The sequence below is a fragment of the Deinococcus taeanensis genome (assembly GCF_020229735.1).
In the GTDB taxonomy this organism is placed as follows: domain Bacteria; phylum Deinococcota; class Deinococci; order Deinococcales; family Deinococcaceae; genus Deinococcus; species Deinococcus taeanensis.
In genome coordinates this window covers 219,836-243,437 of record NZ_CP083455.1, presented here as the reverse complement: position 1 = coordinate 243,437, position 23,602 = coordinate 219,836, and the positions used below count along the sequence as shown (strand labels likewise).

15 protein-coding genes are annotated in these 23,602 nt (G+C 69.7%); 9 read left to right on the top strand and 6 right to left on the bottom strand.

The genetic code is table 11. The annotated features are described in order from the left end of the window. Window positions 1-155 precede the first annotated feature (155 nt). Window positions 156-1,370, top strand: a complete 1,215-nt coding sequence (locus LAJ19_RS01135; RefSeq protein WP_225476506.1) for a hypothetical protein — start codon at window positions 156-158, stop codon at window positions 1,368-1,370. A 65-nt stretch (window positions 1,371-1,435) separates the two neighbouring features. After that, entirely contained in the window at window positions 1,436-2,137 is a 702-nt protein-coding gene (locus tag LAJ19_RS01130; RefSeq protein ID WP_225476505.1) for a creatininase family protein, read from the top strand. Between the two features lie 4 nt (window positions 2,138-2,141). Here the strand turns inward: LAJ19_RS01130 and LAJ19_RS01125 are convergent, their stop codons facing one another. Continuing rightward, a complete protein-coding gene (locus LAJ19_RS01125) occupies window positions 2,142-3,350 on the bottom strand; it encodes a lipid-A-disaccharide synthase-related protein (RefSeq protein WP_225476504.1) in 1,209 nt (402 codons plus the stop codon). A 29-nt stretch (window positions 3,351-3,379) separates the two neighbouring features. On the opposite strand from LAJ19_RS01125, the gene LAJ19_RS01120 reads away from it, so the two are divergent. After that, entirely contained in the window at window positions 3,380-4,360 is a 981-nt protein-coding gene (locus LAJ19_RS01120; protein ID WP_225476503.1) for an NUDIX domain-containing protein, read from the top strand. Between the two features lie 270 nt (window positions 4,361-4,630). Here the strand turns inward: LAJ19_RS01120 and LAJ19_RS01115 are convergent, their stop codons facing one another. The 3 genes from LAJ19_RS01115 to pheS all read right to left on the bottom strand — a co-directional run bounded on the left by LAJ19_RS01115 (window position 4,631) and on the right by pheS (window position 8,718). After that, window positions 4,631-7,087, bottom strand: coding sequence for a phenylalanine--tRNA ligase subunit beta (locus LAJ19_RS01115; RefSeq protein WP_225476502.1), 2,457 nt, complete (start codon window positions 7,085-7,087; stop codon window positions 4,631-4,633). A gap of 76 nt (window positions 7,088-7,163) precedes the next feature. Then, the gene (locus LAJ19_RS01110) at window positions 7,164-7,571 is read right to left on the bottom strand and encodes an NUDIX hydrolase (protein ID WP_225476501.1); all 408 of its coding nucleotides are present in this window, start codon (window positions 7,569-7,571) and stop codon (window positions 7,164-7,166) included. A gap of 127 nt (window positions 7,572-7,698) precedes the next feature. Next, on the bottom strand, window positions 7,699-8,718 hold the full coding sequence (gene pheS, locus LAJ19_RS01105) for a phenylalanine--tRNA ligase subunit alpha (RefSeq protein WP_225476500.1): 1,020 nt from the start codon (window positions 8,716-8,718) through the stop codon (window positions 7,699-7,701). A gap of 218 nt (window positions 8,719-8,936) precedes the next feature. Between pheS and LAJ19_RS01100 the strand changes: the two genes are divergently transcribed. From LAJ19_RS01100 to LAJ19_RS22255, 6 genes are all read left to right on the top strand, one after another. Continuing rightward, window positions 8,937-10,271, top strand: a complete 1,335-nt coding sequence (locus LAJ19_RS01100) for a DUF4350 domain-containing protein (protein ID WP_225476499.1) — start codon at window positions 8,937-8,939, stop codon at window positions 10,269-10,271. A 79-nt stretch (window positions 10,272-10,350) separates the two neighbouring features. Then, entirely contained in the window at window positions 10,351-11,808 is a 1,458-nt protein-coding gene (locus tag LAJ19_RS01095) for a potassium/proton antiporter (RefSeq protein WP_225476498.1), read from the top strand. Between the two features lie 70 nt (window positions 11,809-11,878). Beyond that, entirely contained in the window at window positions 11,879-14,137 is a 2,259-nt protein-coding gene (locus LAJ19_RS01090; protein WP_225476497.1) for a putative bifunctional diguanylate cyclase/phosphodiesterase, read from the top strand. 53 nt (window positions 14,138-14,190) lie between these two features. Beyond that, on the top strand, window positions 14,191-15,417 hold the full coding sequence (gene glyA / locus LAJ19_RS01085) for a serine hydroxymethyltransferase (RefSeq protein ID WP_225476496.1): 1,227 nt from the start codon (window positions 14,191-14,193) through the stop codon (window positions 15,415-15,417). Between the two features lie 97 nt (window positions 15,418-15,514). After that, window positions 15,515-16,558 (top strand): HD-GYP domain-containing protein, encoded by a 1,044-nt coding sequence (locus tag LAJ19_RS01080; RefSeq protein ID WP_225476495.1) that lies wholly within the window; start codon window positions 15,515-15,517, stop codon window positions 16,556-16,558. Window positions 16,559-16,771: 213 nt separating this feature from the next. Next, on the top strand, window positions 16,772-17,002 hold the full coding sequence (locus tag LAJ19_RS22255) for a nuclear transport factor 2 family protein (protein ID WP_490713221.1): 231 nt from the start codon (window positions 16,772-16,774) through the stop codon (window positions 17,000-17,002). 53 nt (window positions 17,003-17,055) lie between these two features. On the opposite strand, the gene LAJ19_RS01070 is transcribed toward LAJ19_RS22255, so the two are convergent. Beyond that, window positions 17,056-18,519 carry a glutamate synthase subunit beta gene (locus tag LAJ19_RS01070; protein WP_225476493.1) on the bottom strand — a complete coding sequence of 488 codons (1,464 nt, stop codon included), beginning with the start codon at window positions 18,517-18,519 and terminating at the stop codon, window positions 17,056-17,058. A 56-nt stretch (window positions 18,520-18,575) separates the two neighbouring features. Beyond that, window positions 18,576-23,387 carry a glutamate synthase-related protein gene (locus LAJ19_RS01065; protein ID WP_225476492.1) on the bottom strand — a complete coding sequence of 1,604 codons (4,812 nt, stop codon included), beginning with the start codon at window positions 23,385-23,387 and terminating at the stop codon, window positions 18,576-18,578. Window positions 23,388-23,602: the final 215 nt, after the last annotated feature.

The following is a 23,602-nucleotide window of genomic DNA, read 5'->3' as shown; positions in this document are numbered from 1 at the left end:
GCGGGAGCAACCCTGAAGCCTGGCGGGCTGTCCTCTGTCCTGTACGTTCGGAGCGGCCGACGGATGCCCTCCAGGCAACCCGCGGCCCTCGCCGGGGGTATCTCCCTGCGTCACATGCGCAAGACAGAAAGATGAGGGCGTTCTAGGGTGGAGATGTGAAACGCACTGTTGCCCTGCTTGTCCTCAGCTCCCTCATTCTTGCTTCCTGCCGTCCGACCCCCACCCCGAAGCCCTCTGATCCGGGCGGCGTCGCCCCCGCAGCCCCGGTGGTCGGGCAGAGCGTGGAACTGCAGGCCATTCCGGGTACTGCTGAAAGTGCCGCGAAGCAGCTGATTGCCCTGACGGACCCGAACAACCCCGACATGGACCCTGACCTGAAGGCGCTCCTGGGTGTGTTCAGCGGCACCTCTCCCACGGCCCTGAACCTGCGGTCCCTGGGGTCCTTCGGGCAGGGACTCGCGCAGGGCTTCGGCGGGAAAGGCAAAATGACCGTGCAGGCACTGACCACCATCCAGTACGCCCTGCCCACCGGAACGTTCACGTACCCCCGCACCGGCGGGCGCACGTATTCCGCTCAGCCCGCGGACGGGTACGTGATCATCAGCGAGGCCGACAATGCCCGCGTGGAGTTCAACTGGAAGGTTGGCGGCGCGGCAACCGTCTGGGTGAACAACGGCTACCAGTACAACTACGCCACCAACCAGTATCAGCAGGTGCAGCGCGAGGTCCCGACGAACGCCCGGGGCAGCCTGACCGCCGCCGGGAAGACGGTCGCGGGCCTGACCTTCACCATGACGCCCGGCGACTGCCTGAACAGCGCCGGCCCCACCGCCCTGGCCCTGAGCGCCTGGGCTGGCCGCGCGAACAACGCCCCCGCCAAAGTGGACCTGAACTACGCCTGGACGGAGCGGGACATCAGCCTCAGCGGCTCGGCGCTCTACAGCACCAAGAGTCAGAAGGCCAGCGCCGACCTGAAACTGAACGTGACGGGCACCACCAGCGACCGCTGCGGCACAGCCTTGTCCTTTACGCCCACCCGCGCCGACCTGACCGGCACGCTGGACGTCCCCAGCCACAGGACCGAACTGGCCGTGTACCTGCGTGATCTCGGCAACCTGGAGTTCAGCGAGAAGGCCATGACCGTGGCCGACCCCTTTGCGAAGGTCTCCGGCACCGTGAACGGCAGCCTGAAATTCAACGGGGCGTCCGTCATCACCGCGTCCGGCCCGCTTGCAGACGGCACCGACATGGACCTGATCCCTGGCGACCAGGTGAAGGTGCAGTACGTGAAGAGCGGCGCCCTCATCAAGACGGACGTCGCAGGCGCCATGCATGATCTGGGCATCCTGTTTGGTGCTGGCGTGAACTGATTCAGCGCCGTCGAGAAGGCCGGGTGCATGCACCCGGCCTTCGTCGCTTTGCGCTAGCGTGGTTCATGCGGATTCAGGACATGAACTGGGGCATGGTCGAGGAGCTGCTGCGCGGTGAGGACCGCTGCATGCTGCCGCTGGGCTGCACCGAACAGCACGCGACCCTGAGTCTGGCGACCGATACGCTGCTGGCCGAGCGGGTGGCGCGCGAAGCGGCGCAGGACCTGGGCGTGCCGGTGTTCCCGGCGTTGCCGTACGGAATCACGCCGCAGTTCACGGCGTACCCGGGCACCGTGAGCGTGCGCCTGAGCACCTACCTGTCCCTGCTGGACGATCTCCTGTCGGGCCTGCATGCGCAGGGGTTCCGGCGCATTCTGATCGTGAACGGGCACGGCGGGAACGCGCCGGGCCAGGCGTGGCTGGGCGAGTGGCTCGCGCGGCACCCGGACGCGCGGGTGCAGTGGCACAACTGGTGGAATGCGCCGCGCACCTGGGCAGCTGTGCAGGCCGTGGATGATCTCGCCAGTCATGCCAGCTGGATGGAAAACTTTCCGTGGACGCGCCTTGAGGGCGTTTCGGCGCCCGAGGAGCGCAAGCCGATGGTGGACGTCGCTGCGCTGCGGCAGCTTCCGCCCGCGCAGGTGCGCGAGCGCCTGGGAGACGGAAATTACGGGGGGCTGCACCGCCGCCCGGACCGGGAGATGCAGCGGATCTGGCAGGAGGCGGTCAAGGAGACGCGCGCGCTGCTGCAGAGCGGCTGGGCGTAACCCGTCAGGGCTGGCCGAGTTCTTCCGCGATGGCCTGGAGGGCGCCAGGGGACCCGATGCGGCGCCGGCCGTCCTGCTGGGCCTGGGCCAACCGGCCGGGGTCGGTCAGCAGGGCGCGCGCGGCGGCAGCGGTGGCAGCCGGGTCGGCGGGCGTGAGGGTCAGTGCGCGGCCCAGCAGCCGCGCCTGGCGCCGCGCGAAGCCCGCCACGTACTGCGGACCGGGCGTGGGAAACCCGATGACCGGGACGCCCAGGCCAGCGGCCTGTTCGGAGGCGGTGCCGGCGGTGCCGAGCGCCAGGACCGCCCGGTGCAGCACGGCGGAGAATGCGCCGCGCAGCACCAGCACCCGCGCCGCGCCCCGCCGCAGCCACAGGGTGTGCTCGTCGGCGGGCGTGGCCTGCCAGCCGGGCAGGGGCGGCAGGGTGGTCCAGGCGTTCGGGTACGCGGCAACGGCCTGCATCTCGTCAAGGTCAGCGGCGGCACTCAGCATGAGCGGCAGGGAGAACGCCGCGTCGCCCCGCTGGCCCGGCAGGAGGGCCAGGACCGGGCGGCCGTCAAGCAGGGGGGTCAGGTCGCGTTCCGGGGCGGGCAGGACGTCCATGGCGAAACTGCCCCGGTACGCTGCATTCACGCCGCGCCGCGCGAGATGCGTGGCGGACGCGGCGTCCCGGGTGTAGACGCGCCGGGCCCGGCGGGCCAGCGCGACCTCCCACGGCATGAACAGGTTCGCGCCCAGGGCGTTCAGTTCCTGAAGGTGGGCCAGCGGGGTCATGCCCTGCGCGTAGTGGGTGGACACAAGCGGCTGCAGGTGCGTGAGGGGCAGCCGCGGCCCGGGCGCACCGGGCACCCGGCGGGCGGCGAGCGTACCCACGAACAGGGCGTAGGTGTCGCCCACCACCACCACGCGCGTCACGTGTGCACCCAGGCGCCGGGCCGCCCGCCACTGCCGCAGGGAGGTCGTGAGCAGGCCGGCGCGGAGGTCCGCGCGGAGGTTCCCGGCGCTGCCGAACGGAAACCCGCCGGAGGGCAGTTCCAGCAGCGGTCCCTGAACGGCAGCCACGCCCTCGTACGCACGGCCGCGCGCCACCAGCGGCAACGCCAGGGCGGGGCCGTGCCCGGCCCGCTGGAGTTCGCGGGCCAGGGCCGCGCCGATCAGATCCTCGGCGTGGCCGTTGGACACGATCAGGGTCGCTGGCGGGAAGGGAGGCGTCACGCCCCGCAGGGTAGCGTAGGGTGAACCGCATGGACCTGATGGCCGTACGGGCGGTGTGGGGCAGCGGCCCCCTGATGGGCGCGGCGGTGGGCGTCCTGCTGCAGGATGAGCAGGAGCGCGTGCTGCTGCAGCGGCGCGGCGATGACGGACTGTGGAGTGAACCGGGCGGCGCCCTGAACCCCGGGGAGGACTTCCTGACCGGCGCGCGGCGTGAACTGATGGAGGAAACCGGCCTGGGCTGCCCGGACCTGCGTCTGCTGCCCGTCACGGAGGGCCTGCAGGACGGCCCGGCCCTGTTTCACCGCTACCCGAATGGGCATGAGATCTACATCGTGGGCATGCGGGCGTACGGCACCCTGCCGGCCTCGGCGCTGGAGTACGCACAGCCGGACGACAGCGGGGAAACGCTGGACCTGCGGTGGTTCGCCCTGGATGACCTGCCCCGCCTGAGCAACAACGCCAACCGCGCCAGCATGAACGTCCTGCGGGCCCGCGCGGGGCTGCCCCCCCTGCCGCTGGCCCCCACCCCGCCCCCACCGCCCGCCGGGAATTACCTGCGGGAGTTGCGGCGGTTCATCGGTCATCATCCCTGGTTCGCGCCGGGCGCGAACGTTCTCGTGACGGATGATCGCGGGCACCTGCTGCTGCTGCGGGACGCGCACACGCGCCTGTGGACGCTGCCCGGCGGGAGCCTGGAGCCCGGCGAGACGTTCGCGCAGACGGCCGCGCGGGAACTGTTCGAGGAGACGGCGCTGAGCGCCGCGCACCTGGACCCGCTGGAAGTGTTTGACGGACCCGCGTACCGCTTCACGTACCCGAATGGTGACGTGGTGGATTTCATCAGCGTGCTGTACCGGGCCCGCGGCGTGACGGGAATCCTCAGGCCGCAGCAGACCGAGGTGCTGGAAGCCCGGTGGTTCGCCCCGGACGACCTGCCGGCCGACCCGGACCTCAGCGGCCCGCTGATCCGCGCCAACCTGAGATGGTGGCGCGGCCGGGGCTCCCCCTGAGGCCGCCCTGTCCCGCTGACGCTGGAGTCAGGCGGTCGGCAGGTCGCGGGACGGGCAACGCTCGGATGACGCGTGACGCGCGGCGCGTGAGGTGAGCACCACGCTGGCGCCCCACAGGGTCACCCGGCGGCCCGGCCAGAAATCGCGCTGACCGTTCGCCACAGGCCGCCCGCAAGGAGTGGGCGGAAGCAACGGAGCGTCCTTTGCCCCAACAGGCGGGAGGGACGGGCGCACGTGGCCTCGTCCCTCCTCATGTGGCGTGCAGGCGCCCTACTTCTCGCGGATGTTCCAGCCGCGGCCGCGTACAGCGCCCATCAGGCGGTCCATCACGGGGTCCACCTCGGCGTCCGTCAGGGTCCGCTCTCCGCGGAACACCAGGCGGACCGCCACGGAGCGGTTCCCCGCGCCGATCTGCTCGCCGGTGAACACGTCGAAGGGCTCCACGCTTTCCAGCATCGCGCCGCCCTCAGCGCGCAGCAGACCGGCAATCTCCCCGTACGTGACGCCCTGGGGCGCGATCACCGCGAGGTCCCGCCACGCGGCGGGCGCGCGGCTAGGGTCACGGAAGGTCCATTCGCGGCCCGGAAGGGGCAGCGCCACTTCCATCAGGAACGTGTCGCCTTTCAGGTCAAAGGCCTGCGCGATCTCCGGGTGCAGGGCGCCCAGCCACCCGGCGCTCTGCCCGTTCCACAGGACTTCACCGGCAATGCCGGGGTGCAGGGCGGCGGGCACCGCTTCGCCGCGCTGCTGGCGCAGCTCGAAGCTGGCGCCAAGGGTCCTGGCGAGACTCTCAACGAGGCCCCGGAACGCGCGGAAATCCCCGGCGACGCCCGCCTGGTCGGTGCGGGGGGCGAGCGGCCCGCGCATCAGCAGCCCCAGGCGTTCGGTTTCACCCGCGGCCGGGAAGACGCGGCCCATCTCGAAGATGAGCACCCGGTCGCCTTTGGCGTGGGCCTGCGCGGCCTTCACGAGGCTGGGGTACAGCGCGGTGCGCATGCCGGTCCGGTCGGCGCTCAGCGGGTTGCGCAGCCGCACGCCGGGCTGCTCGGCACGGGCCCGGTGGGCTTCCTCGTCGCTGGTGAAGGTGTAGGTCACGACCTCCTGGAAGCCCAGGCCCGCGAGGGTGCGGCGCAGCGTGGCGCGCGCGACACCTTCTTTCTCTGCGCCGATGTTGCTCTCGTGCACGCGCAGGGTCGGCAGCCGCTCGGGCAGGTGTTCGTACCCGTGCAGGCGCGCCACCTCCTCGGCGAGGTCCTGCCAGATGGCCATGTCGACCCTCCAGGAGGGCGGCGTGACGCTGAGGGTGTCCGCCTCGCCCTGCACGGCGCAGCCCAGGCGCGTGAGGATCTCCCGCATTTCGGCGGTCTCGACGTGCATGCCGAGCAGCGCGCGGATCTGCTCGCCGGTCGCCTCGATCCGGCCCGGCACGTCCGGCGTGCCCACCACGGTCGCGCCGGGATGCACCTGCCCGCCCGCGTCGCCGAGCAGGCCCACCAGCCGGGCCGCGGCCCGTTCGGGCAGCAGGGGGTCCACACCGCGCTCGTAGCGGTACGCGGCGTCGGTCTTCAGGCCCAGCCGGGTGCTGGTGCGGCGCAGCAGCACGGGGTCGAAATGCGCGACCTCAACCACGACGTCTGTCGTGTCGGCCCGCACGTGCCCGTGGTCGCCGCCCATAATCCCCGCGATGCCCAGCACGCTGTCGCCCGCTTTGGTCTGCCCGGCGGTTTCGAAGGCGGCCTGCACGCTGGACACCTCCGGCTGCGCGCCGTCGAGGATCAGCAGGTCCTCGGGTCCCACCTGATGCTCAGCGCCCATCAGGTCCCGCACGGTCTCGCCGTGGCGCAGTCCGAACGCCACGATGATCTGGTCGCCGCGCACGTCCCGCCGGTCGTACAGCGCGGTCGGCTGGCCGAGTTCCAGCATCACGTAGTTGCTGGTGTCCACGATCAGGTCAATGGCGCGCATGCCGGCCAGGGTCACGCGGCGCTGCATCCACAGGGGCGCCGGACCGTTCCGCAGGCCCGCCACGGTGCGCGCCACGAACCGGTCGCAGCCGAAACGCAGTTTCTGGGCCGGGTCCCGCTCGATCCGGATGCCTCTGTCCGGCAGGGAGACGCGGATCTCCCCTTCCCCTGTCGCCGGCGGCCCGGCGGGCGGCTCGTTCAGGTCGAGTTTCAGGAACGCGGCGAGGTCCCGCGCGAGGCCCAGGGCGCTCAGCACGTCCGCACGGTTGGGGGTGACCTCCACGTCCAGCACCTGATCCGCCGCCCACAGGTCCCGCATGGGCGTGCCGGGGGCCGCCGTGCCAGCGGGGAACAGCATGAGCCCGGCGCTGCTTTCACCCACGCCCAGCTCCTTGGCGCTGGCCGCCATGCCCCAGGATTCCACGCCCTGCAGGGCCCGCACGCCGTACGTCAGGTCGCCCAGCGTCGTGCCGGGCGTCACGAGGGCCAGCATCGTGCCGGCCGGCAGGCCCACGGCGTTCGGCGCGCCGCTGGCGATGACCCGTTCGCCGTGCCCGCCGGCGTCCAGGGTGAGTTTCGTCAGCAGCGTGCCGGGCATCGCCTCGGCGGCCTTCACGGCGACCAGCAGCACGCCTGCGGGGGGTGCAGGCACGTCCTCCACGCCCTCGAGCGGCAGGCCCAGCTGCGCGAGCACCGGTTCCAGCGCCGGGGCGTCCGGCAGGGCCGGTACCAGTTCCTTCAACCACGAATACGGAATTTTCATTGTCAGTACCTCTTGTTGGTGGGGTGGGGGCAGGATTCACCTGTGGGTCCGTCTGCCTGGGCGGCGCGGCGGGCGCCTACCCTGCGCGGGACCGGACCAGGGTCCGCGCCTGCTCGGGCATCAGGTTCACAGCGTCCAGTTCGGCGACCGGCACCCAGCGCGGCTCGTAGTAGTTCTCCGCGCTCTGGCGGATGGTGCCTTCCGGGCCGTCGCCCAGGCGCATCTCGCCGGACACGAGCGTCACGTGAAAGTAATGCTCCAGGTTGCCCAGGTTGTCCAGGACCAGCAGTTCCTCACCGACGTTCACGACGAGGTTCACTTCCTCGAGCAGTTCGCGGGCGCAGGCCTCGGCGGGCGTCTCGCCGGCCTCGATGCCGCCGCCCGGCAGCGTGGCGTACGCGCGGCCCTGCTTGCGGCGCAGCATGAGCAGCACCTCCAGGCGGTCGTTCAGGAGCAGACCCACGGCGCGGGCACGCGGGCTCATGCCTGGCCTCCGGTCAGCCCGTTCGCGGCGGCTCCGGCGCGCCGCCGGGTGGGGTTCAGCAGCCGGTGGTCCCCGGGAGTGCGGGTCCAGCTCATGCCGCCCGGCGCCCCTGGCAGGGCCGGGCCGTTCACTCCAGTTCCCCCCGGAACTGCCCGATGATGCGCGGGTCGTTCGCGTAGAAGTACCGGATGTCGGGAATGCCGTACTTCAGCATGGCGATGCGCTCCGGGCCGAGGCCGAAGGCGAAGCCGGTTTTGCCTTCGTACACGCGCGCCTTGCCCTGCGCCTCGCGCAGATCATCCACGGCCCGGAACACGTTGGGGTGCACCATGCCGCACCCGCCGAGTTCCAGCCATTTGCTTTCCCCGCGGGGGTTGTCCCACCACACGGCGAAGTCCGCGCCGGGTTCCACGAACGGGTAGTAGCTGGGCTGGAAGCGGACCCGGGCGCCCTTGCCGTACAGGCCGCGGGCCATTTCGGCAATGGTGCCTTTCAGGTCGGCCATGCTGATGCCGTCGCCCACCACGAGCCCCTCGAGCTGGTGGAACATGCTTTCGTGGGTGGCGTCGGTCGCTTCGTAGCGGTAGACCTTGCCGCGCACGACGATTTTCAGGTCCGGCTCGTGGTCGACCATGTAGCGGATCTGCATGGGGCTGGTGTGGGTGCGCAGCAGGCGCCCGTCCTCCAGCCAGAAGGTGTCCTGCAGGTCCCGGGCGGGGTGATACCACGGCACGTTCAGCGCCTCGAAGTTGTGGTGTTCGTCCTCGACCTCAGGCCCCTCCACGACGGTGTACCCGAGGCGTTCATAGATGCCGGTCAGGTCGTCGTACACGCGGTTGATGGGGTGCAGGCCACCGGCCGGAAGCGGCAGGCCAGGCAGGGTCACGTCGATCGCCTCGCTCTGCAGGCGGGCGTCGAGCGCCTGACGTTTCAGGGCCGCCTCGCGTTCGTCGAGAGCGGCCTGAATGGCCTGGCGCACAGCGTTGATTTCCGCGCCGCGCGCCTTGCGTTCCTCGGGCGGCAGTTTGCCCAGCGCGCCGAGTTCGCGCGTGACGAGGCCGCTCTTGCCGACGTACTTGGTTTTTACGGCCTGAAGGGCGTCGAGGGTGGGGGCCGCCTGGATTTCCGGGATGGCTTCGTGGTGCATGGGTGCTCCTGTGACATGAGAAAACCCCGCCGCGCGTGGTGCGGGCGGGGTGACGCGCGTCGCCTGAAGGTCAGGCGGGCGTGACCCCGGACCGGGTAAACGGCGAAGGTGTACCGGTCCGGGGCGTCATGCGGCCAGGGTAGCAGGTTTGTGAGCGGACCGTGGAGTCCCGCTCCGGTTGACGCGCCCCTGACACGGGCCGGCAGAATAGAGGTCCGATGTGCAATTCAACCTTCCGGCGCGGCTCCGTGCTGCTGGCCTCCGTTTTCCTTACGCTGTCCTCCTGTGGTCGCACGCCCGCCTCGGCGGACCCGCACCTGTCGCCGCTGGCCGCAGCCGGTGAGCCGGTCATCAATGAGCTGTACTACGACAGTCCCAGCACCGACGCCGGGACGTTCATTGAACTGCGCGGTCCGGCGGGCCTGAACCTGAGCGGGTACACTCTGGCGGCCTTCGATACGGCCGGCACGCAGTACCGCACGGTCACGCTGTCCGGCACCGTTCCGGCCGGCGGGTACTTCGTGGTGGCGCAGGATTCCACCGTGCCGAACCGCTCACTGGTGAACAGCGGCGCGGACCTGAACAACGGCTCGGGCAGCGTGCGCCTGCTGAAGTCCGGCACAGTCATTGACGCCGTGGCGTACGGCACGCCCAGCAGCAGCAAGGGCGAAGGCACGCCGGCGGCCACAACCGGCGCCGGAAGTGCGCTGGCCCGCGTGCCGGACGGCTCGGACACGAACGCGAACAGCGTGGATTTCCGGGTGCAGGGCGGCACGCCCGGCGCGGGCAATGGCGGCGCCACGGGTGGCGGCACGACTGGCAAGAAGGTCCTGTTCGACCTGACCAAAGCCGAGGACGCCGGGAACGCCGACTGGCGCATCGACGGGGCGTACAGCGATTACGCCTCAGCGCTGCGCGGCCTGGGGTACACGGTCAGCAGTGTGACCGGCACGAGCGTCACGTCCACAGCGCTGGCCGGGGCGTCGGTGCTCGTGATTCCCGAGCCGCAGAATCCGTTCAGTGACGCGGAACGCGCCGCCATTCAGTCGTTCGTTCAGAACGGCGGGGGGCTGTTCATGATTGCGGATCACCGCGTGAGCGACCGGAACAACAGCGGCTGGGACAGCCCCGAAGTTTTCGACGGTTGGGACGGCAGTACGCCCGGCAGCGTGAGCAGCGCCTATCAGGCGAGCCTGAACAGCGACGTGCTGTTCGGCCTGGGCGCGTCGTTCAACTCCAGTTTCAGTGACCCGGTGTACACCGCCACGCCGCTCACCACGCACCCGGTCCTGAACGGCGTGAGCAGCGCGGGCGTGTACGTGGGCACCAGCGTGGACGTGCTGGCCGGCACGGCCCTGATGGGCACGGGCGGGAAGACGTACCTCGCGGTGAACAGCGTCGGGTCAGGCCGGGTGGTCATGTGGGGCGACAGCAGCACCTTCGAGGACAACACCCTGTCCGACGGCAGCACGGGCGCCTACAACAACTGGCCGAACCTCAGCAACGCCACGCTGGGCAAGAACGTGGTGCGCTGGCTGGCCAAGGACCTGTAAACCTCCGCCGGCAGCCGCGCCCGCACGGCCGGAACGGCCGACGCGTGCGACGATAGCGGCATGAGGTTCAGGGGTCAGGATGGGTGAGGCACACACCGAGCTGGTTCTGCTGGCGGCCGGGGTGCTGCTGCTGGTGAGTCTGGTCATGAGCCGCCTGGGCGGCCGGCTGGGCATTCCGGGCCTGCTGCTGTTCCTGGGGGTGGGCATGCTGGCCGGCAGTGACGGACTGGGCATCCAGTTCAGTGACTACCGGCTGGCGCAGGCGATCGGAACGGTGGCGCTGTGCTTCATCCTGTTTCAGGGCGGTCTGGACACGAACTGGGCGCTCACGCGCCCGGTGGTGCGCCGCGGGCTGAGTCTCGCAACGCTGGGGGTGCTCGGCACGGCGGGGGTGATGGCGGCCTTCACGCACTACGCGTTCGGGTTCCCGTGGCTGACAGCGTGGCTGCTGGGCGCCATCGTGAGCAGCACCGACGCGAGCGCGGTGTTCAGCGTGCTGCGTGAACGGCAACTGGGCCTGAAAGGGGACGTGGCGCCGCTGCTGGAGTTCGAGTCCGGCGGAAACGACCCGATGGCGGTCTTCCTGACCGTGGGACTGCTGGACCTGATGGCGCACCCGGACCTGGGCGTGCTGGGAATCGTTCCACTGTTCTTGAAGCAGATGCTGATCGGCGGCCTGCTGGGCGTGCTGCTGGGCCGCGCGGCGCTGTGGATCCTGAACCGCCTGCAGCTGCAGTTCGAGGGGCTGTACTCGGTGCTGTCCCTGGCGCTGGCGCTCACGATCTTCGCGGGCACGGCCGTCGCGGGCGGCAGCGGGTTCCTGGCGATCTACATTGCCGGCGTGATTCTGGGCAACGCGGAGTTCATCCACAAGCGGTCCCTGATCGGGTTTCATGACGGGCTGTCGTGGTTGATGCAGGTGGCGATGTTCCTGACGCTGGGGCTGGTCGTGAACCCGCACGACCTGCTGCCCACGGCGGGCCTGGCCCTGGCGTGCGCGCTGGTGCTGGTGTTCCTGGCGCGGCCGCTGAGTGTGTACCTGGCGCTGGCCCGCGCCCGCATGCCGCTGAACGAGAAGAGCATGGTGGCGTGGGTGGGCCTGCGGGGCGCGGTGCCGATCGTGCTGGCCACCTTTCCGCTGCTGGCGAACGTGCCGCAGGCGCAGACGCTGTTCAACATCGTGTTCTTTATCGTGCTGACCAGCGTGCTGCTGCAGGGCACCACCCTGACGCTGGTGGCGCGCTTCCTGCACGTGCGCGAGGCGCTGCCGACCGTCACGGTCTCGCCGCTCACGTACACGCCCACCGGGCACGACCGCAACGCGATGGTGGAGGTGGAGGTGGGGGCAGGCAGCGCCGCAGACGGCCGGCGCATCGTGGATCTGCGGCTGCCGCCCGAGGCGCTGGTACTGCTGGTGAACCGCGCAGGAAAACTGCTGATCCCCAAGGGCGCCACGCAGTTGCAGGCGGGCGACAGCGTGATGGTTCTGGCCGGCGATGAGGAACTGCGGGAGGTCCGGCGGTGCCTTGGAGGCTGACCCACCCCCCCGAACGGGCGGCGCTTCACAGCCGGGCAGGTAAGAGTTCCGGCAGGAAGGTGCATCCATCATGAGATTCATGGTGTTCACTGCCGCGCCTCTGTCTCACCGGTGGGCCAGCGGACTCTACCTGGGGCTGGTGGCGCTGTACGGGCTTCATCTGCTGAACCTGCTCCACCTGATCACGCCGAGCGCGCTGGTGACGCTGGCGCAGCACGCGTACGTCCTGGTGTTCGTGGGGAGCGGCGCGCTCACCTGGGCCCTCTCGGGGCGGGCGCCGCTGCCGGGCGCGTGGCGGCTGATGGCGGCCGGCACGGCCCTGTGGGGCGTGGGGCAGCTGGTGTACGCGGCGCTGAACATGACCGACGTGCAGCTCACGCTGGCCGACCCGTTCTTCCTGGCGTACCCGGTGTGTTTCCTGTGGGCGTTCCGGCTGTTTGAGCGGCGCTGGCCGGCGCTGCCCGACGCCGCGTCGCGCCTGGACGTGGCCGCGGTGGTGGCGGCACTGGGCGCGTACATGTGGTTCTACGTGCTGTTCGAGCAGGCCACGCGCGCAGACACGGGCCTGCTGGACAACGTGATGACCATGCTTTATCCCCTGTCGGACCTGCTGCTGCTGGCGCTGCTGGTCGCGCAGGCGTGGCGGGGCCTGTCCGGAGCGCTGGGCGGCTGGTGGCTGCTGACCGGCGGCATGCTGGGCTTCGTGGTGGCGGACGTGGGCTTCACTGTGCTGACCCTGAAAGGCACGTACACCGGGGCCGACTGGCCGGACGCCCTGTGGCCCGTGGCGGCGCTGCTGCTGCCCCTGGCAGCGCAGAGGGCGCAGGAACCCCGGCGCGTTCGAGCCACCACAGGCGAGCTCCGGGGCGCGCGTCATCTCACGCCGTACGTGGCGCTGGCCGCAGTGTTCCTGCTGCTGGCGGCGCTGCCTCAGTCGGTGCAGGGCCGCGGGGTGCTGAGTGTGACGTTCCTGGTGGCGCTGCTGGTCGCGGCGCGCCAGACGCTGGCCCTGCGGGCCCTGCAGGGCAGCCAGGACCAGCTGCAGCATCAGGCGGCGCACGACCCCCTGACAGGGCTGGGCAACCGCGTGCAGCTGGACTGCGCGCTGACGAGCGCGCTGGCGGCCGGGGGCCAGGTGGGGCTGGTGGTGCTGGATGTCGATTACTTCCGGCGGGTGAACGACGCGTTGGGCCACCGCGCCGGAGATGACTTCCTGCGCGAGATGGCGCGGCGCGTGCAGGTGGTGACGCGCTCCCTGCCGGGCGGCGCAAGCTGCAGCCGCCTGGGTGCCGACGAGTTCGTGGTGCTGCTGCCCGACACGACCGGGTCGGCGCTGCAGCGCCTGGGGGAGACGCTGCGCTCGTACCTGCACGAGCCGGTGGCGCTGGACGCCCAGCCGCTGCGGCTCACGGTGTCGCTCGGCCTGGCCCTCGGGTCGCCCGGCATGACCTCGGCACAGGTGCTGCGCCACGCAGACCTGGCGCTGGCCGAGGTGAAACGCGCCGGGCGCAACGCCGCGCAGCTGTTTGACCCGGCGCGGGATACAGCATGCGCCGCGCGGCGCATGCTGGTCGAGACGCGCCTGCGCCGCGCGCTGGAGTGCGGCGCGCTCACCCTGCATTACCAGCCGCAGCAGGAACGTGACGGACGGGTGCGGCACTTCGAAGCGCTGCTGCGCTGGACGGACGATGAACTGGGTGTGGTCTCCCCGGCGGAGTTCGTGCCGGTGGCCGAGAGCGCCGGACTGATGCCGGAACTGGACCTGTGGGTGATCGGTCAGGCGTGCGAGCAGCTGGCCCGCTGGGCGCGCCCCTACCCGGAACGGCAGGTGGCGGTGAACATCACGCCGCCGCTGCTGTTGCGCCCGGATTTCCTGCCGCGCCTGCGGACCCTGACCGGGCGGTGCGCGCTGCGGCCGGGCGCGCTGGAGCTGGAAATCACCGAGCGGGTCCTGATCGAGTACGGGGACCGGGTCCGGGGCACGCTGCGTGCGCTGCTGAACCTGGGCGTGGGTGTGGCCCTGGATGACTTCGGGGTGGGGCAGTCGTCGCTGTCGTCGCTGCTGCACCTGCCCATCACGACCCTGAAGATCGACCAGGCGTTCGTGCGGCCCCTGGACGCGCCCCAGGCGCAGGAAGCGCAGGCGGCGTTCAAGATCGTGCAGGCGATCGTGGCGCTGGGTCAGGCGCTGCAGCTGCGGGTGGTGGCTGAGGGCGTGGAGACGCCCTCGCAGGCCGCCGGGGCGTGGCAGGCCGGCGTGAACGCCCTGCAGGGCTACTGGACCGGACCGCCGGTGCCGCCGGACGCCCTGGAGACTACGCACGTCTGACCTGCAAAGACACGGGGGGCCGGGGGCAGGTGGGGGGGTGTTACCGTGGGAGCATGACGACCACCGCCGAGACCTCAGTGGCCCGTGACACGGCCCTCTTCGACCTGATCACCCAGGAGGCTGAACGTCAGCGGCTGGGGCTGGAACTGATCGCTTCCGAGAACTTCACCTCGGCGGCGGTCCGCGAGGCTCAGGGCAGCATCGTGACGAACAAGTACGCCGAGGGGTACCCCGGCAAGCGCTGGTACGGCGGCTGTGAGGTCGTCGACCGCATCGAGCAGCTTGCCATCGACCGGCTGAAAGAACTGTTCGGTGCGGCGTGGGCGAACGTGCAGCCCCACAGCGGCAGCAGCGCGAACCTCGCGGTGTACAACGCCCTGATCGAACCCGGCGACACGGTGCTGGGCATGGACCTGTCGCACGGCGGCCACCTGACGCACGGGAACCCCGTGAACTTCTCCGGGCTGCGCTACAAGATCGTGGGGTACCAGGTGAACCCCGAGACCGAACTGATCGACATGGCCGAAGTGCGCCGTCTGGCGCATGAGCACCAGCCGAAGATGATCATTGCGGGGGCCAGCGCGTACTCGCGCACCATTGATTTCGCGGCGTTCCGCGAGATTGCCGATGAGGTCGGCGCGATCCTGTTTGCGGACATCGCCCACATCGCGGGCCTGATCGCGGCGGGCGTGCACCCGAACGCACTGCCACACGCGCACGTGGTGGCCAGCACCACCCACAAGACCCTGCGCGGGCCGCGCGGCGGGATCATCCTGAGCAATGACCCTGAACTCGGCGCGAAGATTGACCGCGCGGTGTTCCCCGGGTACCAGGGCGGCCCGCTGGAGCACGTGATCGCCGCGAAGGCCGTGGCGTTCGGGGAGGCGCTGCAGCCGGAATTCAGGACGTACGCCGCGCAGATCATCCGGAACGCGCAGGCGCTGGCCCAGGCCTTCCAGGAGCGCGGGTACCGCGTGGTGTCGGGCGGCACGGACAACCACCTGCTGGTGCTGGACCTCCGGCCGCAGGGTCTGAACGGCACGAAGGCCACGAAACGCCTGGACGCCAGTCACATCACGATCTCCAAGAGCACCCTGCCGTACGACACGGAGAAGATCCTGCACGGCGGCGGCATCCGCATCGGCACGCCAGCCGTCACCACGCGCGGGATGGTGGAGAGCGACATGCAGACCGTCGCCGACCTGATTGACCGGGCCCTGAAGGGTGAAGACGTGAAAGCCGAGGTGCACGCGTTCGCCGGGCGTTTCCCGCTGCCCTGAAGGCCGCCGGGCGGGGTAGCGTGTCTGGGGACCTCAGACACGCCACCCCTCTTCTTTGTGAATTTTTACATCAAGGCGTGACAGACTTGCTCCACGCATGACCGCCCCGAACGTCACCGACGCGCATTTCGCCCATCTCACGCTGCAGCTCACGCAGCTTGGCCTGACGGCACCCGACCTGAGCAGCGCCATGCACCCGGCCCTCCACGCCATCACCCTGCACACGGCCGCGCGGGCCGCAACCTGCTACGCGTGTCATGGCAACGGCGCGACCATTCAGGCCCACAGCGGCGCCGCGCCCGGCGCTCTCCCCCTGGCTCCTGAGCTGCTGGGCGCGCTGAGCGGCACGCCGGATCTGCTGGTGGTTCCGGACGCGCGCGGGACCGCCGGGCAGCCCGGCGGCACGCTGCTGGCCTCCCCCATCCGGGACCGCGCCGGGCAGCTGACAGGCGCGCTGGTGGCCCGCACGTTCACCCCGCACCGCTGGACGGCCTCGGAACAGGCGCTGGTGCGCACCTCAAGTGGCATGCTGGCGCTGCTCGGCGCCCGCCTGAGCGCCGAGCAGCGCGAACGCGACGCGCACGAGTCGGCGCTGCGCGCTCTGGGCCTGTGCATGGAGACCCGCAGCGATGATCTGCAGGGGCACGCCGACCGCGTGACGGACCTGGCCCTGCACCTGGGCCGCGCCATGAACCTGAGCCCGGCCGAGCTGGACGCCCTGCGCTGGGGCGCGTCCCTGCACGACATCGGGAAACTGGCCCTACCCGACGAGATTCTGCATCACCCGGGGCCGCTCACGCCGGCCATGCGTCAGCGCATGCATCAGCACGTGGAAGAAGGCCTGCGTCTGGCCCGGCAGCTGCCGTTCGTGCCCCGCGCGGCGCTGGACGTGATCGCGTCCCACCATGAACGCTGGGACGGCACCGGCTACCCCTGCGGGCAGCGCGGCACAGCCATTCCGCTCACGGCGCGCATCTTCGCGGCCTGTGACGTGTTCGACGCCCTGACCAGTGCCCGCTGCTACAAACCCGCCTGGACGGACGAGGAGGCGCTGAATCTGGTGCAGCGCGGCAGCGGCGCGCACTTCGATCCGTGGGTCGTGCAGGTGCTTACGCAGGTGCTGCGCCGCCACAGTGCGTAACGGCCGGTTGCCGTGCCGCCGTACACCAGGGGACGGTGCCGCATGGACCCCACGGACCTGCTGGACGCCTACGCCGCCGCCGTGTACGCGCCACGGACGCGCCGCTCGCCCTCTCCCACCCGCAGGTCACTGTGTACGACCTGTGGGAGCAGTGGCTGTACGGCGGCGCGCCCGCATGGCGCGGAATGGTCAAGGGCTGGTTTGCCCGTCTGGGTGACGGGCTCGCGAGTCACCTTCGAGGACGTGCGCAGTACGGTGACGCCCGACCTGGCCCTGGTGCACGCGTTCGTGACGTACGCCGGTCTCGGCCCGGCCGGGGAGCAGCGGCGCGCCATGAACAACCGCCTGAGCCTCACGCTCCTCCCGAGCGCCGACCGCTGGGTGATGCTGCGTCAGCACAGCAGCGCCCCGGCCAGCCCCGGCCCGGCCCAGGTGACCCAGTAACGGCAGGCAGGCCGCTCACCGGGAGCGGCCTGCCACCTGTGGTGCTCCCGGACTCAGCGGGGCAGAACGGACGTGCCCATCAGGTGCTGGTCGACGGCGCGCGCCGCCTGACGGCCCTCGCGGATCGCCCACACGACCAGACTCTGCCCGCGGCGCATGTCGCCGGCGGCGAACACACCGGGCACGCTGGTGGCGTAACCGCCCTCGTCGGTGCTGGCGTGGGCGTTGCCGCGGGCGTCCTTGGTCACGCCGAACGCGTCGATGACGCTGCCGACCGGGCTGACAAAGCCCATTGCGAGCAGCACGAGGTCCGCCTTGTGGATCTCCTCACTGCCTTCAATCTCGGTCAGGTGCCCGCCTTTCAGTTCCATGCGGACGGTTTTCACGCCCGTGACCTTGCCGCCCTTCCCGATGAATTCCTTGGTGGCAATCGCGAACTCCCGCACGGCGCCTTCCTCGTGGCTGGTGCTGGTGCGCAGCTTCAGCGGCCAGTACGGCCAGACCAGGGGTTTGTTCTCCTGTTCGGGCGGCTGGGGCATCACCTCGAACTGCGTGACGCTGACCGCCCCGTGGCGGTTGCTGGTACCGACGCAGTCGCTGCCGGTGTCGCCCCCGCCGATCACGATGACGTGCTTCCCGTCGGCGCGCAGCTGCTTTTTCAGTTTGTCCCCGGCGTTGACGCGGTTCTGCTGCGGCAGGAACTCCATGGCGAAGTGCACGCCGTCCAGTTCGCGGCCTGGGACGGGCAGGTCGCGGGGCTGCTCGGCGCCGCCCGCCAGGAGCACCGCGTCGAACTGCGCGCGCAGCTCGTCAGGCGTGATGGTCTGCCGGCTGAGGTTCGTCACGCGGCTCCCTTCGGGCCACGCGCCGACGAGCACGCCGGTGCGGAAGGTCACGCCCTCAGCTTCCATCTGCGCCACACGCCGGTCGATGTGATGCTTGTCGAGCTTGAAGTCCGGAATGCCGTAGCGCATCAGGCCGCCCACGCGGTCGTTCTTCTCAAAGACGGTCACGTCATGTCCGGCGCGGGCGAGCTGCTGGGCGGCCGCGAGGCCGGCCGGGCCGGAGCCGATCACGGCCACCTTCTTCCCGGTCTTCACGGCGGGCGGCTGCGGCGCCACCCAGCCTTCCTGCCAGCCGCGCTCGATGATGGCCAGCTCGATGCTCTTGATTCCCACCGCGTCCCCGTTGATGGTCAGCGTGCAGGCGGCCTCGCACGGCGCGGGGCAGATGCGGCCGGTGAACTCGGGGAAATTGTTCGTGGCGTGCAGGGTGTCCAGTGCTGAGCGCCAGTCGTCCTGGTACACGAGGTTGTTGAAGTCGGGAATGATGTTGTTGACGGGACAGCCGTTGTTGCAGAACGGAATGCCGCAGTCCATGCACCGCGTGGCCTGCAGGCGCGCGGCGCCGCTGTCCAGGGGCAGCAGGAACTCGTGGTAATGCTTGAGGCGCGCGTCGACCGGGGCGTACTGGTCCTTGATGCGCGGCTGGTCGAGGAAGCCGGTGACTTTGCTCATCGTTGCTCCGGTTGGGGGCAGCGCCCGGCCGGGTGAGGACCGGGCCGCGGGGGGGATTACTTGGTGAGGGTGCCCTGGGCGGCCACGGCGGTCTGCGGCTGCCCGGTCTGGAGGCTCAGGGTGTCGGCGGCGTGCACGGTGCCGGCCTCCTGGCGTTCGCGCAGGGCACGCTGATACTCGCGGGGGAAGACCTTGACGAATTTCTTCAGGGCGGCGTCCCAGTCGTCGAGCAGTTCAGAGGCGCGCTGTGAGCCGGTCCACTTGTGGTGACTTTCCAGCAGGCGGCGCAGGTGCGCTTCGTCGCTCTGACCGCCGTGCAGGGCGCCGCCCAGCGTCTGGGCGAGCTGCTGGGCTTCGGGCAGCAGGGGCAGCAGGTCCACCATGCTGGTGTTGCAGCGCCGCGCGAAGGTGCCGTCGGCGTCGTACACGTACGCAACGCCGCCGCTCATGCCGGCCGCGAAGTTCCGGCCGGTCTGGCCGAGCACCACGACGGTTCCGCCGGTCATGTATTCGCAGCCGTGGTCACCGGTGCCTTCCACCACCGCTTCGGCGCCGCTGAGGCGCACGGCGAAGCGTTCGCCGGCCACGCCGCGGAAGAACGCCTCACCGCTGGTCGCGCCGTACAGCACGGTGTTGCCCACGATGATGTTCTCCTCGGCCCGGCCGCGGAACTCGATGCTGGGCCGCACGACCACGCGCCCGCCGCTCAGGCCCTTGCCGGTGTAATCGTTGGCGTCCCCGATCAGGTACAGGGTCAGGCCCGGAGCGAGGAACGCGCCGAACGACTGCCCGCCAGTGCCTTCCATCTGCACGAACACGGTGTTGTCCGGCAGGCCCTGCGGACGGACGCGCACCAGTTCCCCGGACAGCATGGCGCCCACGGTGCGGTTCACGTTGCGCACGTCCTGCAGGAAGTGCACCTTCTCGCCCTTCTCGAACGCGGGGCGGCACTTCTCGATCAGCTGCAGGTCCAGCGCGCCGCTCAGGCCGTGGTCCTGGGTGTGCAGGTGCCGCACGCCCACGCCGGCGGGCACCTCGGGGCGGTAGAAGACGCGGCTGAAGTCCAGGCCCTGCGCCTTCCAGTGCTCCACGCCTTTTTTCGTGTCGAGCAGGTCGGCGCGGCCGATCAGGTCATCGAAGTGGCGGATGCCGAGCTGCGCCATCAGGCCGCGGACCTCCTCGGCAATGAAGAAGAAGAAGTTGATGACGTGCTCAGGTTTGCCCTGGAACCGGGCGCGCAGCACCGGGTCCTGCGTGGCCACACCCACCGGGCAGGTGTTCAGGTGACACTTGCGCATCATGATGCAACCCTGCGCCACCAGCGGCGCGGTGGCGAAGCCGAACTCGTCCGCGCCGAGCAGCGCGGCAATCACCACGTCACGGCCGGTCTTGAGCTGCCCGTCGGTCTGCACGCGCACCCGGTCACGCAGGCGGTTCAGAACCAGCGTCTGCTGCGTTTCCGCAAGGCCCAGTTCCCACGGGGACCCGGCGTGCTTGATGGAACTCCAGGGGCTCGCACCCGTGCCGCCGTCATGCCCGGCAATCACGATGTGGTCGGCCTTGGCCTTGGCGACGCCGGCGGCGACGGTGCCCACACCAACTTCCGAGACGAGCTTCACGCTGATGTCCGCGCGGGGGTTGACGTTCTTCAGGTCGTGAATAAGCTGCGCGAGATCCTCGATGGAGTAGATGTCGTGATGCGGGGGCGGGCTGATCAGGCCCACTCCGGGCACCGAGTGCCGCAGGAACCCGATGTACTCACTGACCTTGCCGCCGGGCAGCTGACCGCCCTCGCCGGGCTTGGCGCCCTGCGCCATCTTGATCTGGATCTGGTCGGCGCTGGTCAGGTACCCCGTGGTCACGCCGAACCGGCCGGACGCCACCTGCTTGATCTTGCTGCGCAGGCTGTCACCCGCCAGCAAGGGGTAGTCCACCTCCACGCGCTTCTCACCGAGGATGCTGGCCAGGGTGTGCCCGTCGCCGAGCGTCTCGCCCCGCATCTCACGTTCGTAGCGGGCGGGATCTTCGCCGCCCTCGCCGGTGTTGCTCTTCCCGCCGATGCGGTTCATGGCAACGGCCAGGGTGGTGTGCGCCTCTGTGCTGATCGAGCCGAGGCTCATGGCGCCGGTCGCGAAGCGCTTGACGATTTCGCTGGCACTTTCCACTTCCTCCAGCGGCACGGGCGTGAGGCCCTCGGTGCGGAAGTCAAACAGGCCGCGCAGGGTCATGTGGCGTTTGCTCTGGTCGTTGATGATGCGGGCGTACTCCTCGTACGTGGCGTACGAGCCGCTGCGCACCGAGTGCTGCAGTTTGGCGATGGAGTCCGGCGTCCACATGTGCTCCTCGCCGCGCGCGCGCCAGGCGTACTCGCCGCCCGCGTCGAGGTTCTGCGCGAGCACCGGGTCCTCGCTGAACGCCGCGCGGTGGTTGCGCAGCGCCTCTTCGGCCACCTCGAAAATACCGATGCCGCCGACCTGGCTGGGCGTGCCGTAAAAGTACTTGTGCACGAAGTCGGCCTTCAGGCCCACCGCCTCGAACAGCTGGGCGCCGCAGTAACTCATGTAGGTGCTGACACCCATCTTCGACATGATCTTGCTCAGGCCCTTGCCGATCGCCTTGATGTAGTTGTAGATCGCCTGGTGCGCGTCGATGCCGGACAGGGCAGGCATTCCGGGCACGTCGGTGTGCAGGTTGATCAGGGTTTCGAGTGCCAGGTAGGGGTGGATCGCCTCGGCGCCGTAGCCGGCGAGCGCGGCGAAGTGATGCACCTCGCGGGCGTCGCCGGTCTCGACGACCAGGCCCACCTTCATGCGCAGGCCCGCCTTCACGAGGTGGTGGTGGATGCTGCTCAGGGCGAGCAGGCTGGGGATGGCAACCCGGTCGCGGTCCAGGCGGCGGTCGGTGATGATGATGATGTTGTGGCCGCTCTCGATGGCGTCCACCGCCCAGGCGTTGATGGTGGCGAGTTTCGCCTCGATGCCGCGCGCACTCCACTCGGCGGGGTAGGTGATGTCCAGCTCGTAGGCCTTGAACTTGCCGCGGGTGTGCTCGGCGATGTTGCGGACGCGGGCCATGTCGTCGAAGTCCAGGATGGGCTGCTCGACTTCCAGGCGCAGCTGGGGGTTGACGGTGTTGATGTCGAGCAGGTTCGGGCGGGGGCCCACGAACGACACAAGGCTCATGACGACCGATTCGCGGATCGGGTCGATGGGCGGGTTGGTGACCTGCGCGAACAGCTGCCGGAAGTAGTTGAACAGCGGTTTGTTCTTTCCGGACAGCACGGCGAGCGGGCTGTCGTTGCCCATGCTGCCGATGCCTTCCTCGCCGGTCAGGGCCATGGGGCCCATCAGGAACTTCAGGTCCTCCTGGGTGTACCCGAAGGCCTGCTGGCGGTCGAGCAGGGACTCGCGGAACTGCCCGACGGTGCCGGTCTCCTCGCTGTCGTCCAGGCGGAAGCGGGTGTTCTCCACCCACTGCGCGTAGGGTTTGGCAGAGGCGAACTGCATCTTCAGTTCGTCATCCTCGATGATGCGGCCCTGCTCGAAATCGATCAGGAACATGCGGCCCGGCTGCAGGCGCCATTTCTTCACGATCTTGCTTTCCGGCACGGGCAGCACGCCGGACTCGCTGGCGAGAATCACCAGGTCGTCGCGGGTCTGCACGTAGCGGGCGGGGCGCAGTCCGTTGCGGTCGAGGGTGGCGCCCACCTGGCGGCCGTCGGTGAACACCATGGCGGCCGGGCCGTCCCAGGGTTCCATCATGCTGGCGTGGTACTCGTAGAACGCGCGGCGGCGCGGGTCCAGGTTGGCGTTCTGCTCCCACGCCTCCGGGATCATCATCATGGCGGCGTGCGCCATGGGGTACCCGGCGAGCGTCAGGAGTTCCAGGGCGTTGTCGAAGGTGGCGGTGTCACTCTCGCCCTCGAAGGAGATGGGGTAGAGCTTTTTCAGGTCGTCGCCCAGCACGGGGCTGTGCATGATGCCCTCGCGGGCGCGCATCCAGTTGAAGTTGCCCTTGACGGTGTTGATCTCGCCGTTGTGCGCCACCATGCGGTAGGGGTGCGCCAGGGGCCACTCCGGGAAGGTGTTCGTGCTGAAGCGCTGGTGCACCAGCGCCAGCGCGGAGGTGACGCGGCTGTCCTGCAGGTCCAGGTAGTACTCGCCGACCTGGGTGGCCAGCAGCAGGCCTTTGTAGATCACGGTGCGGCAGGACATGCTGGGCACGTAGTACTCGGCGCCGTGCGTGAAGTTCAGCGCGCGGATGGCGTTGCTGGCCCGGCGGCGGATCACGTACAGTTTGCGTTCCAGGGCGTCGGGAACCAGGGTGTCAGGCCCGGCGCCGATGAACACCTGCCGGATGACGGGCTCCTTTTCGCGCACGGTGGGGCTCATGGGCATCTCGGCGTTTACGGGCACGTCGCGCCAGCCGAGCACCACCTGCCCTTCGGCCGTGACGGCGCGTTCGAGTTCCTGCTCGCAGGCGCGCCGGGAGGCGATTTCCTTGGGCAGGAAGATCATGCCGACCCCGTAGTCGCCCTGGGGGGGCAGCGTGACGCCCTGGGCGCTCATCTCGGCGCGGTAGAACTCGTCAGGAATCTGGATGAGGATGCCGGCCCCGTCGCCCATCAGGGCGTCGGCGCCGACTGCGCCGCGGTGGTCGAGGTTCTCCAGGATCTTGAGGCCCTGCTCGATGATGGCGTGGTTCTTGTGCCCCTTGATGTGGGCCACGAAGCCGACGCCGCAGGCGTCGTGTTCCTGCGCGGTGTACAGGCCCTGCTGGCGGGCGAGGTGCAGTTCCGCGCCGCTGGCGGACGGTGCAGGGGTGTGCGGCGCTGCAGCCGGAGTCACCCGGTTGTCTGTTCTGTTCATGTTGACGCTCCCATCTCGCTGTGACTCGCTGGCCCGCAGGGTGCAGGCTGCTAGAATTACGATACAGAGCGATGCATGTCTATGCAGGGCCGTTGTTTATAACGGGTCCAAAGGTAACTCGCACCATTGTTTCTCCGACTTGCCCACTTTCGACCAGATGCAGCAATCTTCGTGAAGTTAAAAGGTCTGTTACGCAACCTCAAGTGCGCCTCCCG